The sequence below is a fragment of the Pseudomonas sp. A-R-19 genome (assembly GCF_019956575.1).
Lineage (GTDB): Bacteria > Pseudomonadota > Gammaproteobacteria > Pseudomonadales > Pseudomonadaceae > Aquipseudomonas.
Genome location: NZ_JAHBDR010000121.1, coordinates 1 through 11671 on the forward strand (window position 1 = coordinate 1; position 11671 = coordinate 11671).

The window sequence follows — 11671 nt, forward strand, 5'->3', positions numbered from 1 at the left end:
GAGACAGGTCAGTCGACATTGCAATTGCCTGACACACCGCCTTCGCGAGCAAGCCCGCTCCCACATTAGACGGTGAGCAGGCGCAGTCCAGCGGCATCCACCAGAACCCGCACCGCTTCATAACCCGCCAACGTCGCATGAGGCGTCTCAACAGGCTGCTCAGGAGTCGCCGTGACAATCATCAAATCCGCCCCCGCCGCCTCGGCCGCCAGAATCCCCACCGTGGCGTCTTCAAAAACCAGACACTGCCCAGGTTCGACGCCCAGGCGCCGGGCTGCGAGTTGGTACCCCGCCGGATCGGGTTTACCCGCCGTGACGTCTTCGGCCGTGACCATCACCCCGGGCTCGGGAATGCCCGCTGCCGCCATCCGCCGCAACGCCAGTTCCCGTGGGGCGGAAGTGACGATGGCCCATTGATGAACCGGCAATGACTTGAGGAAACGTGCTGCGCCAGCCACTTCCAATACCCCGTCGACATCCTCGATTTCCGCTTCGGTAATCCACGCGGCTTCAGCCTCGGCATCCACCCCGGGCAAGTTCAGGCGCCGGATGGTGTCGATGGCGCGGGCACCGTGAATGGTCGGCAGAAAAGTCTCGACGTCGACACCATGGCGCACGGCCCAGGTTGTCCAGACCCGCTCGGCGGCGGCAATGGACGTCAGGACCGTACCATCCATGTCGAACAGAAAGGCACGGTAAGTCGCGTTGAATACAGAGTGATCGGACAAGGAAAATGACCTCGCAGGTGCCGGACGGATTTCCCCGGCAATGTAGCATCTGCGCGCGGGTCAGTTGAGTCGTTTGGACTTGAAGGTCTGGCCCACGCAATCGAGCAGCCCGCCGATCATCCAGGGTTTCTTGATGAAAGCGACCTCGTGTCGCACGCCCGCGCTTTCAGGGGTTTCGAAACCGGACATGATCATGATCGGCTTGTCCGGCCAGCGATCGCCGAACTGGTTGGCCAGGTCCGCGCCATTGAGCGTGCCGGGCATGGTGATATCCGTCAGCAGCATGCCCACCTGCGGCGCATGCTGCTCCAGATAGATAATTGCTGCGTCCGCACTGATCTGCGGCTCGACGACAAAACCTTCCTCCTGAAGAATCTCACAGAGAAACTCGAGGATCAGCGGATCGTCCTCAACCACCAGAATCAATCCACCAGGAAGATCTCCACCCGCCGTCGCTATTCGACTCATGACCGTGCCGCTCCCTGATTGCCTCAATGATTTCGCGGGCTCTAATCCGCTACCTTAAAGGTATGAGCAGCGGACTCCGCGGAAATTCATTTTTGATACAGCAGGTGACCGATCCGGGCTTTTTACATCCTTGGGGAGGCCATCGCTGGCAAGCCAGCTCCTACAGGTTTTGTGAACAGCGAAAATCTCTGTAGGAGCTGGCTTGCCAGCGATGGCGTCATCTCAAACAACACTTGCATCAGCCCATCACTGATAGTCAGATAGGGCCTTCTGAAATGTCGTACATTCAACCTGCCCCACGCAACACTGGAGGCCGGTGCGGAGCCCTTTCTTCATGCGTCAACTGCCCTCGCTCAACATGTTGCGAATCTTCGAAGAAGTCGCCCGGCATCGCAGTTTCAGTCAGGCGGCATTGAGTCTGAATGTTACCCAGGGCGCCGTCAGCCGGCAGATCAAACAACTGGAAGACTACCTCGGCGTCGCGCTGTTCATCCGCACCCCCCAGGGCCTGTCACTGACCGACTCGGGCACCGCCCTTTCCCCACACCTGAGCGAGGCTTTCGACCATATCGAACGCGCCCTGCAAGCCGTACGCGTACCCAATCTTCGGCAACGCCTGCGCATCGTCGCGCCACCGACCTGGGCGACACGCTGGCTGTCGGCGCACCTACGGGCGTTCGTGCAACGCTATCCCGACATCAGCCTGAGCGTGACCAACTCGCTGGGCCACGACAGCCTCGCGGAAATCGACTGCCACATCCGCTTCGGCCTCGAAGCCGCCAGCCATTGCAGCAGCCGCTTGCTGGTCATGGAACGGCACATCGCCGTGGCCAGTCCGGAGCTGTTCAGCAACGGCGAGCCGCCGGACCTGCGGCAATTTCCGTTGCTGCACATCCTGCACGACGGCAAGCGCCTGAAGGTCTGGGAGAACTGGCTGGCGGCCATGGGCCGTGAGGATGTCGACGCGGGGCAAGGGTTGGAATTCAGCACCCTGGACCAGGTGATCCACACCGCATTGGCGGGCGGCGGGCTGGCGGTGATCGACCGGCAGATGATCGAAAAGGAACTGGCCAATGGCAGCCTGCTGCCGATCACCCCGGTGGAAGTGGTCGGGCCGTATGGCTATTGGCTGGATATCGCTAATGACAAGCAGGGCTTGTCGAAGGTGCGGTTGTTTACCGAGTGGTTGGGGTTGGTCAGTAAGCCTTAAGTCACCGGCATCCCCTGTGTAGGAGCGAGCTTGCTCGCGATGGACTAGAGAGCGCATTGGTGTGTCAGGCACCCAGCGTTTTGTTGAAGTCCATCGCGAGCAAGCCCGCTCCTACAATTGGATCGGCGACCGCCTGTTAGACCGGGGTAGCCGCTTTCGCCGCTACCTTCGCACCACCCTCCACCGGACTCTGCGCCTTGCCCGCCTGGCTCAGGGTCAGCGACTTGGTCTCCGGAGCCCAGGCCCACGACAACAACCCGCCAATGGCCAGGATCGCCGCGAGAATGCCCATGGTCGGGCTCATGCCAATCCCCGCCACGCTCACCGGCAACAGGAAGGTGCTGATCGCCGAACCCAGGCGACTCACCGCCGTGGCCAGGCCGATACCGCTGGCACGCACTTCGGTCGGGAAACTTTCGGCCGGGAACACGCCCACCAGGTTACTCACCGCCGACAACACCAGGGTGAACACGCCGAACACCAGCACCATCAGCCACGCCGCGCTACCCGGCAACACCGCCAACAGGAACAACGCCACGGCGAGGATGATGAACGAGTTGATCAGGAAACCGCGTCGGGTGAACTTGACGGTGCACCAGATGCCGATCAGCGCGCCGAGGATCAGCAGCATGTTCAACATCAGTTCGGTGCCGAACCCTTCGGCCAGGCCCATCGTCTGCAGGATCGACGGCAGGAAGGTGTAGATGGCGAAGTACGGCATCACGATGCACACGAAGAACAGGCAGTTGAACGCCGTGCGCTTGCGGTATTCACGGCTGAACAGCACCGCGTAGCCGGAACGGGTTTCGGTGGACGGGGTTTCGTCGAGTTCGACGTGTTCGCCCAGGTGTTTCTTGACGACGGCCCGGGCCTCGGCGATGCGGCCCTGATTGACCAGCCAGCGAGGCGACTCCGGAGTACCGATACGGGCTATCAGGATCAGTGCCGCCGGAATTGCCGACGAGGCGAGCATCCAGCGCCAGGCATCATCGCCAAGGCCGAGCATGGCGGTACCGATGAAGGTGGCGGCGACATAACCTAGCGTCCAGACCACGCTGAACGAACCGAGCATCACACCGCGGTGTTTCTTCGGCGCGAACTCGGCGAGCATCGCATGGCCGACACTGTAGTCACCGCCCAGGCCAATACCGATCAGCACCCGGCACAGGAACAACGCCATGGCCGATTCAACGTAGAACTGCATCACCGAGGCGATGGTGATCAGCACGAAGCTGACGAGGAAGATTTTCTGCCGGCCGACCTTGTCGGAGATCCAGCCGAAGAACAGGCTGCCGAGAAACAGGCCGATCAAGGCCGAAGCACCGATCAGGCCCTGCCAGAATGCGTCCAGCTGCATCTGTGGGCTCAGCAGGGTGAAAGCGATGCCGATCAGGCCGAGGATGTAGCCGTCGGTGAAGTGCGCGCCGAAGGTCAGGCCGGCGATCTTGATGTGAAAACGGCCGATGGGCAGGTCGTCGATTTTTACCGGTTTAACGGACATGTAAATCTCCAATTGTTGTTCTTGATGGAGAAAGAAAACTGCTAATACTGATTACCCAATGTGGGAGCAAGCCTTTGTGGCGAGGGGGCTTGCCCCCGTTCGGCTGCGAAGCGGCCGTAAACCCGGAACATCCGATTAAAGGCCGGAAATGCCGGGGCCGCTTCGCGACCCAACGGGGGCAAGCCCCCTCGCCACAGGGCCCGCTCCTACAGGGGGTTGGCTGGGGTTAGAGACCACCCATCAACAGGTATTTGATTTCCAGGTAGTCATCCAGACCGTACTTCGAACCTTCGCGACCCAGGCCCGATTCCTTGATACCGCCGAACGGCGCCACTTCCGTGGAAATAATCCCTTCATTGATCCCGACCATGCCCGCCTCCAACCCTTCGGCCATGCGCCAGACGCGGCCGATGTCGCGGCTGTAGAAGTAGGCCGACAGACCGAACGGTGTGTCGTTGGCCCGTTGCAGCACTTCGGCCTCGTCCTTGAAGCGGAAGCAGGCAGCCACCGGACCGAACGTTTCATCCTGGGCGATGAGCATGTCGCTGCTGGCTTCGGCAAGAATGGTCGGCTCGTAGAACGTGCCGCCCAGGGCATGACGACGGCCACCACACAGAACCTTGGCACCCTTCTCCACCGCATCGCTCACGTGCAGTTCGACCTTGGCCAGCGCTGCACTATTGATCAACGGACCTTGCTCGGTTTCTCCGTCCAGGGCGCTGCCGACACGCATCGCTGCGACCGCTTCGGCCAGTTTTCCGGTGAAGGCTTCGTACACACTATCCTGAATGAAGAAGCGGTTTACACAGACACAGGTTTGCCCGGTGTTGCGAAACTTCGAGGCCATCGCGCCTTTGACGGCCGCGTCCAGATCGGCGTCGTCGAACACAATGAACGGCGCGTTGCCACCCAGCTCCAGCGAGACCTTTTTCAGGGTGTCGGCGGCCTGGCGCATCAGCAACTTGCCGGTGCGGGTCGAGCCGGTGAACGACAGTTTGCGCACGACGCTCGACGCTTGCAGCGCACCACCAATCGCCACGGCATCACCGGAGACGATGTTGAACACACCGGCCGGAATCCCGGCCTGCTCGGCCAGCACCGCCAGGGCGAACGCCGACAACGGGGTTTCCTCCGACGGTTTGAGGATCATCGTGCAACCGGCTGCCAGCGCCGGACCGACCTTGCGGGTGACCATGGCCAACGGGAAGTTCCACGGGGTGATCGCCGCGACCACGCCAATCGCTTCCTTGACCACGATGATCCGTGCATCGGCCTTGTGGCTCGGGATCACATCGCCGTAGGCACGCTTGGCTTCTTCGCCGAACCACTCCAGGAAGCTGGCGGCGTAGACCACTTCGCCCATGGCTTCAGCCAATGGCTTGCCCTGTTCGCGGCTGAGCAGCGTGGCCAGTTCTTTCTGATTGCTCAGCATCAACTCGCTCCAGCGCTTGAGGCGCTGGCTACGTTCCTTGGCGGTCAGCTTGCGCCAGGCCGGCAAGGCGCGGTTGGCGGCTGCGATGGCCAAATCAGTCTCTTCAGCGCCGGCCTTTTGCACCTCGGCGATCAGCTCGCCATTGGCCGGGTTCAGCACCGGATAAGTCGCACCGCCGCTGGACCATTGGCCATCGATGAAATTGCCGTGACGGATCAACGCGCTCATGCCACGGCCTCGGTCAGGTTGAAGCGTTCCAGACCCGGGCGGGCCGAACGCAGGATACGTTTACCGGCGGTGTAATCGTTGATCACGTCGCACGGCGTGTAGTTACGCTCCAGCTCATGCAGCTCTTCGGCATCGAGTTTGGTCTCCAGGGCCGCCAGGGCACTGTCGAATTGTTCAGTGGTGTCGGCCCCGACCAGCATGCAATCCACGCCCGGATGGTTGGCCACCCACGCCTGGGCAATCTGTGCGTTGGACACACCACGGGCACGGGCCACGCGCTGCACCGAATGGGCGATTTCGAACGAGGCTTCGTCGCTGTACATCTGCTGGGTGAAGAAATCGGTCTGGTTGCGGGTCGACTGCGCGTCGCCGGTCAGCAGGCCACGGGCCAGCGGGCTGAACACCGAGACACCCAAGCCCTGGTCGCGGCAGAACGGGATCATCTCACGCTCTTCTTCGCGGTAGGCGCAGTTCAATTGCAACTGCATGTTGATCGGCTTGACCCAGCCGTTGCGCTCGCAGGCCATGAGGATCTTTGCCAACTGCCCGGTGAGCATGGTCGACACGCCGATGTAATGGGCCTTGCCGGAACGCACGATGTCGTTCATGGCGCTCATGGTTTCTTCGACCGGGGTGTTGACGTCGAAGTAATGCAGCATGAAGACGTCGACGTAATCCATGTCCAGGCGCATCAGCGAAGCATCGATGCTGTCCATGATGTGCTTGCGCGAGTGACCGCTGGCGTTGATGCCGCTGCGGGTGCCGTAGCCGACCTTGGTGGTGATCACCAGGTCTTCGCGATGGGCCAGGCGCTTGACGATGCGCCCTACCACTTCTTCGCCGACACCTGCGGAATAGAAGTCCGCCAGGTCGATGAAGTTCACGCCGTTGTCCAGCGCGTGCCTGACGATCGGCTCGCTTTTCTTCTCATCGAAGATCCACGGTTTCCAGTCCGGGGTGCCCATGTTCATGGTGCCCAGGCACAGGCGGGAGACTTCGAGGCCGGAGTTGCCCAAACGGATGTATTGCATGGCGCGGACCTCAGGCTTTTGGCGTGTAGAAAGGGTTGCTGATGTGATTGACCACATCCTTGAGCTGCGCGGTTTCCGGCTTGCCGGTCAGGGCGGCGCGGATCGCGGTGCGGCAGGCGTTGTAGTTGTTCAGGTACACCGCATCGAGGTCGTCGCAGGCCGGGTTGACCCAGTTGGCCGTCACGATGGCCCACTCGTCCTCGGCTTCCGGCGGCAAGGTGCCGTCGAGCAGCGCTTCGAGAACGGCCTTGGCAATACCGGCCTGGGATGCGCCCCAGGTGGCGTTGCCATGCAGGTCGCTGCCGATCGCAGCCTTGTTCACATACAGGGTCATCGGCTTGACCGGAATGTTCGGCTGGGCGATCACCATGAACGGGCAATGACCCTGGCTTGGCGAGGCCAGGCTGTTGGCGAACGCCTGGCCTGCCGGACCGTTACGCGGCCCGATCAGAATGTTGATGTGCGCGGCGTTCACGCCCGGGCCTTCGAAACCTTCACCGATGTACAGGTCGAGTTCTTTCATGATCATTACTCTTTGGGACGCAGAGGGATTTGTTTGGGTGTTCAGCAGCGCACGCAAGCACGAGGCCTGGCGTGGCAGATGTCTGGGTTTGAAGAGCGCAGCAGCAAGCTGGCGAAGACGCGGCAGTGATGATGAGTCATGGTTGCAAACGCTCTTTTTTGTTGTTGATGAGCTGGTTTGCGATTTTTTAACACCGGGGGTTGGCGGGGCTGTAACCATTAAAAGTCATGATGGTATGACTTCAAGTCATACCATCAGAGTACTCAGCTCGTGGCGGCGTCGATGGGAGCGATTACTTCATCTCATTTTTTCTTCATACTGCGCCTGCGTTTGTCGGACCAACAGACCGTACGCGCACCCGGCGTCCCAACCCTCTATCCATCATTGATTTCCTGTAGACATCTGCATCGGTTATAGAGTCGGAGTCGGAATCAGAGTCGGCAGGTGCGGAGTCGCTATCCGTCAAAATGACTTCGTCACTCTCCGGAATCTGTATATACGCGTTGAGCGCCTGAATTTCAGTTGCCGTCAGCCCATCGTGATCTCTAAACAAGTTATCAGGGAGTATGCGCTTAACCACTTCCGTTAGATTAGTTAAACGAAGCTCAGCTATTGGCTCATAATGACCACTGCCATTAGTCCAGAGTTTCAGTTGACCGTCCAAACACAAAAATTCACCAGCAAACAGCACATCTTTACCTTGAGCCAGTGAACTGTGACCTTCTACGTAGTAAATATTACGATGCCGATATTCGTTCGGCTCCCCTTTCGAATTCTGCTGACCATTTCCCACACCGCAATAAACATGATCAGGCTCATCTGGAAGGATGACATAGGTAAACACGCCATTCAGCTGGCAGCTTTCGCCATCACTTTTCCGGATGAATTCATACTCATCTTTATCATTTTTCTTGAAGTCGAATACCTGATCAGGGCTCGCTGCTTTTTCTTCAGGAAAATCAGGAAGCTGCTTTATCGGCACAATAGAACTGTGCAAATAGCTTGCCTCAAGAAATTTAATTGGCAGCTCCGGATATTTCGCAAAAAACCTGTATATGCGAAACCCGTTGCAATATTCCAATTGACCCAACTCCCTCAATTTATCCAACGCGGACACTATGTAGGACACTACTGTATTAAAACCCTTCCTCTCTGAATTCACCACACCCATGCAAGGATCTATATGCTTATCAAATCCCTTTTTATAGGCTAAAAGAGAGGCATATTCTTCCTGAGTAATAATAACGTCCCATTTTTCTTCATGATACGACTTACTAATTTCCGCCGGAAAACCTACATTACGTTTGGCGTACTCGTCTCCAAGATCGAAATCACGAAAATTCAAATAATAAATATCTGTCAGCAGGGATGAAACCGATGCACTCACGTCTCCCTTTGAGTCAGCTTGAACGCTTGTGGCTATCGCTTTTTCAGGTGCTGACGGCGCTGAAGCCACAGTGGCATCGATTGCGCATCGACTCCACAATTTCGGATCCTGCTCCCACGGCGCTGGTACCACCAGGTTATCTTGATAGAACCTCACTCTATCGCCCAACTCATCCTTGTATTGATATAGATGACGCAGTTCCTCAGACGTTGTTTCATTGGCATCTGCGCCAGTCCTGTCAACCACATCATGCATCTGGATGTCATCCAGAAAAAAATGAATGCGGGCTGTAGGCTCTGGCTTGCTTGGCTGCCGAATAAACCCATCAATCATGTCCTTACTGATAGTCGAGAATAAATGGGCGGCGGGTTTATGAATACGTTGCCATGATGTTCCATCGACGGGTTCTTTCTGATTGCTTGCAGTTTCGAGAAGCTTGGCTGCCGGAATGTAACGAGAGTGCTCACACAACCCTGAAAATAATTGATCAAGATTACTGCGTAAAAAAAATACCGTGGTAGTCCGTCAATACGATTTCATCACTTGAATTGGAGCCTCGTATACTTCCCTCAATCTCATTCATCGCTTCAAGAAAACCATTACAAAAGTTTCTGACGCAAGCACTCTCACCGACTACCTCCCCCGTCAAATCAACGTTAGCATTGTGAATACTCTTACTATCGGGTTGCCTGACAGGTTCGCTATTCACACTGGATTTTTTACGCTGCCTTTCCTCCTTCAAGACCATATCCATCGTGCCCACCAAATCCACGATCGAATCTGGCCTATCGTTTATTTTCGTGCACTTCGCGTCTTGAAAACCAAACAGCTCAGGCTGCTCAAACATTATATTAAACATTGACAACAGACTTTCCCGCAGACGACCGGGCGTCCACACTGAGTCTTGCTTGCTTGCAACGGATGGCTGACCTAACACCAGATCGCCTTTGGCGGGAAAAAAAGAAGAATGAAAATAGTGTTCGGAGGATGTTGCCGTCACTGCCAATGCGCCGGATTGATTATCAATGGGCGCACGACTTGAAGATGAAATACCAGATGGGAACATGTTGTTTTTTTCTACCGCGAATTGTGTACAACACTTTAAACCTGCAGTTTTGGTTGCGCGTGCACTTTCGGCAAGTCTGGTATGGTAACTAATTGTTTGTTGGCTGCGGCACACCGTCCCCATCGCTTACCGCTCCCCCAGTGGAGGCGAACTTGCTCCCACTGGAGGTTGCTGATATTTACTGCGACATGGCGTCCTTTTTCATCGCATCTTTGGACGTGGCATCTTTTTTCATGCCGTCCTTGCTCATGGAGTCCTTGGACATCGCGTCTTTCTTCATCGCGTCCTTGGACATTGCATCTTTGGACATCGAATCGGTCTTCTTCATCGCATCCTTGGACATGGCGTCCTTGGACATTGAATCCTTGCTCATGCTGTCGTTGCTCATGGTGTCGGCGGCAAAAACACTGGCGGCGCCAACGGCCAGGCACATGGACAGGACAACGGTGGTCAACTTTTTCATGATGAATCTCCTTGAAGCACGGGTTTGTGGACGGTGAATGGTTCGCACGTTCATCAGCTGCCACCGAACCAGTTGTAGCCCTGGTCTTCCCAGTAGCCACCTGGATAGGTGTTAGTGACGAAAATCGCCTGGATGTGTTTGGGGTTCTTGTAGCCGAGCTTGGTGGGCATGCGCAGCTTCATCGGGAAGCCATACTCGCGGGGCAGCACGGCGCCGTCGTAAGTCAGCGTCAACTGAGTCTGCGCATGCAGCGCGGTGGCCATGTCGATGCTGGTGTAGTAGTCGTCGGCGCATTTGAAGCCGACGTATTTGGCATCGGTGTCAGCGCCGATGCGCTTGAGGAAATCGCTGAAGCGCACGCCGCCCCAACGCCCGATCGCGCTCCAGCCTTCGACGCAAATGTGCCGGGTGATCTGCTCGGTCTGGGCCATGGCGCGCAGTTCTTCGAGGCGCCAACTGCGCTTGTCGGCGACCAGGCCGGTGACCTCCAGCCGATAACCCTCCTCTTCCACCGTCGGTGCTTCGTCGATGCCGTAGAAGGCATTGAACGGAAATGGCCGGGTGATCATCGATTCGGGATAGGTCGGCGCCAGCGCATTGGGATTGAACAGCCAGCCCTGGACCCGATCGTTGAGGCGCGACATGGACGACAACGCGGTCTCGACGCTTTCGTTGTCGGTGATGTTGCAACCGGACAACATCGCCACGCCGCCGAGGGTCAGGCCGCGCAGCAGGAACGAGCGGCGCGAGCGGTCTTCGATTTGCGGGGCGAGGATCTTGTGGGCATCGGTGAGGATCGATGCTTCGTCCAGCCCCGGGATCTGAATGCGCTTTTTCATACCTGCTCCTTGCGGCCGACGATCATGGCCAACAGCGTTTTCGGCACCAGCGCCACCATCAGCAGATGCACCGCCACAAAGGCCACCAACAGCGCCATGGCGAAGAAATGCACACGACGCGCGCCTTCGTAACCGAACAGCAATTCACGCAACAACGGGAACTGCACCGACTTCCACAACACCAGCCCGGAGAGCACCAGCAGCGTGATGTCGACCATCACGAACAGGTAGGCGACGCGCTGCACCTGGTTGTAATGGCTGAGGTCGGCATGCCCCAGTTTTCCGCGCAAGGCAGCCCACAGGTCATGCAGCACGCCTTTGGGCGAAACCGGGAAGAAACGCCGTTTCAGGCGTCCGCTGAACAGGTTGAAGGCCAGGTAGATCAGGCCGTTGATCGCCAGGAACCACATCGCCGCGAAATGCCATTGCAGCGCGCCGCCCAGCCAGCCACCGAGGGTGATCGCCTTGGGAAAACTGAATTCGTAGATCGGCGAGGCGTTGTAGATGCGCCAACCGCTGGTGACCATCACCAGCACCGCCAGGGCGTTGAGCCAGTGGGTCAGGCGGAGCCAGCGTGGATGACTGGACTTGGGTGAAGCAGTGCTCTGCGACATGTCCGGCTCCCGTTTGTTGTTGTTCGTTGGAGCCGAGTATGGGAGCCGGAAGATCGCCAAATCCTCACGTAAAGTTAAATTAAACGTGATAACTCGCTCTCAAGATCACCGCAAAATCTGTAGGAGCGAGCCTGCTCGCGATGGTGTGTCAGACGACACAACGGTGCTTGATACACCATCG

General features: G+C 57.7%; 12 protein-coding genes. 1 reads left to right on the forward strand and 11 read right to left on the reverse strand.

The window, feature by feature from the left end; translation table 11 throughout:
* Positions 1-65: 65 nt before the first annotated feature.
* On the reverse strand, positions 66-728 hold the full coding sequence (locus KGA88_RS30410; protein WP_223596456.1) for an HAD-IA family hydrolase: 663 nt from the start codon (positions 726-728) through the stop codon (positions 66-68).
* Between the two features lie 60 nt (positions 729-788).
* Entirely contained in the window at positions 789-1196 is a 408-nt protein-coding gene (locus KGA88_RS30415; RefSeq protein ID WP_110659760.1) for a response regulator, read from the reverse strand.
* Positions 1197-1530: 334 nt separating this feature from the next.
* On the opposite strand from KGA88_RS30415, the gene KGA88_RS30420 reads away from it, so the two are divergent.
* A complete protein-coding gene (locus KGA88_RS30420) occupies positions 1531-2406 on the forward strand; it encodes a LysR substrate-binding domain-containing protein (RefSeq protein WP_223596458.1) in 876 nt (291 codons plus the stop codon).
* A gap of 136 nt (positions 2407-2542) precedes the next feature.
* On the opposite strand, the gene KGA88_RS30425 is transcribed toward KGA88_RS30420, so the two are convergent.
* The 9 genes from KGA88_RS30425 to KGA88_RS30465 all read right to left on the reverse strand — a co-directional run bounded on the left by KGA88_RS30425 (position 2543) and on the right by KGA88_RS30465 (position 11490).
* The gene (locus tag KGA88_RS30425) at positions 2543-3907 is read right to left on the reverse strand and encodes an MFS transporter (RefSeq protein WP_223596460.1); all 1365 of its coding nucleotides are present in this window, start codon (positions 3905-3907) and stop codon (positions 2543-2545) included.
* Positions 3908-4133: 226 nt separating this feature from the next.
* Positions 4134-5567 (reverse strand): NAD-dependent succinate-semialdehyde dehydrogenase, encoded by a 1434-nt coding sequence (locus KGA88_RS30430; RefSeq protein ID WP_223596462.1) that lies wholly within the window; start codon positions 5565-5567, stop codon positions 4134-4136.
* Entirely contained in the window at positions 5564-6598 is a 1035-nt protein-coding gene (locus KGA88_RS30435) for an aldo/keto reductase (protein ID WP_223596464.1), read from the reverse strand. The genes KGA88_RS30430 and KGA88_RS30435 overlap by 4 nt, the downstream gene beginning before the upstream one ends.
* A gap of 10 nt (positions 6599-6608) precedes the next feature.
* The gene (gene fae / locus KGA88_RS30440; protein ID WP_075948975.1) at positions 6609-7121 is read right to left on the reverse strand and encodes a formaldehyde-activating enzyme; all 513 of its coding nucleotides are present in this window, start codon (positions 7119-7121) and stop codon (positions 6609-6611) included.
* 313 nt (positions 7122-7434) lie between these two features.
* Complete coding sequence (locus KGA88_RS30445) at positions 7435-8841, reverse strand: hypothetical protein (RefSeq protein ID WP_223596466.1); 1407 nt, start codon at positions 8839-8841, stop codon at positions 7435-7437.
* Between the two features lie 160 nt (positions 8842-9001).
* Complete coding sequence (locus KGA88_RS30450) at positions 9002-9697, reverse strand: hypothetical protein (RefSeq protein ID WP_223596468.1); 696 nt, start codon at positions 9695-9697, stop codon at positions 9002-9004.
* A 55-nt stretch (positions 9698-9752) separates the two neighbouring features.
* Complete coding sequence (locus KGA88_RS30455; protein ID WP_110660847.1) at positions 9753-10037, reverse strand: pentapeptide MXKDX repeat protein; 285 nt, start codon at positions 10035-10037, stop codon at positions 9753-9755.
* A 53-nt stretch (positions 10038-10090) separates the two neighbouring features.
* Positions 10091-10876, reverse strand: coding sequence for a molybdopterin-dependent oxidoreductase (locus tag KGA88_RS30460; protein WP_110660846.1), 786 nt, complete (start codon positions 10874-10876; stop codon positions 10091-10093).
* Positions 10873-11490 (reverse strand): cytochrome b/b6 domain-containing protein, encoded by a 618-nt coding sequence (locus tag KGA88_RS30465; protein ID WP_223596470.1) that lies wholly within the window; start codon positions 11488-11490, stop codon positions 10873-10875. The genes KGA88_RS30460 and KGA88_RS30465 overlap by 4 nt, the downstream gene beginning before the upstream one ends.
* Positions 11491-11671 lie beyond the last annotated feature (181 nt).

What these genes read in the sequence shown, in the direction of transcription:
- KGA88_RS30430 (WP_223596462.1), bottom strand. Translation starts at nt 5,567, where the DNA reads ATGAGCGCGTTGATCCGTCACGGCAATTTCATCGATGGCCAATGGTCC.
- KGA88_RS30465 (WP_223596470.1), bottom strand. Translation starts at nt 11,490, where the DNA reads ATGTCGCAGAGCACTGCTTCACCCAAGTCCAGTCATCCACGCTGGCTC.
- KGA88_RS30460 (WP_110660846.1), bottom strand. Translation starts at nt 10,876, where the DNA reads ATGAAAAAGCGCATTCAGATCCCGGGGCTGGACGAAGCATCGATCCTC.
- KGA88_RS30450 (WP_223596468.1), bottom strand. Translation starts at nt 9,697, where the DNA reads ATGGGGACGGTGTGCCGCAGCCAACAAACAATTAGTTACCATACCAGA.
- fae (WP_075948975.1), bottom strand. Translation starts at nt 7,121, where the DNA reads ATGAAAGAACTCGACCTGTACATCGGTGAAGGTTTCGAAGGCCCGGGC.
- KGA88_RS30435 (WP_223596464.1), bottom strand. Translation starts at nt 6,598, where the DNA reads ATGCAATACATCCGTTTGGGCAACTCCGGCCTCGAAGTCTCCCGCCTG.
- KGA88_RS30445 (WP_223596466.1), bottom strand. Translation starts at nt 8,841, where the DNA reads ATGATTGATGGGTTTATTCGGCAGCCAAGCAAGCCAGAGCCTACAGCC.
- KGA88_RS30420 (WP_223596458.1), top strand. Translation starts at nt 1,531, where the DNA reads ATGCGTCAACTGCCCTCGCTCAACATGTTGCGAATCTTCGAAGAAGTC.
- KGA88_RS30415 (WP_110659760.1), bottom strand. Translation starts at nt 1,196, where the DNA reads ATGAGTCGAATAGCGACGGCGGGTGGAGATCTTCCTGGTGGATTGATT.
- KGA88_RS30425 (WP_223596460.1), bottom strand. Translation starts at nt 3,907, where the DNA reads ATGTCCGTTAAACCGGTAAAAATCGACGACCTGCCCATCGGCCGTTTT.
- KGA88_RS30455 (WP_110660847.1), bottom strand. Translation starts at nt 10,037, where the DNA reads ATGAAAAAGTTGACCACCGTTGTCCTGTCCATGTGCCTGGCCGTTGGC.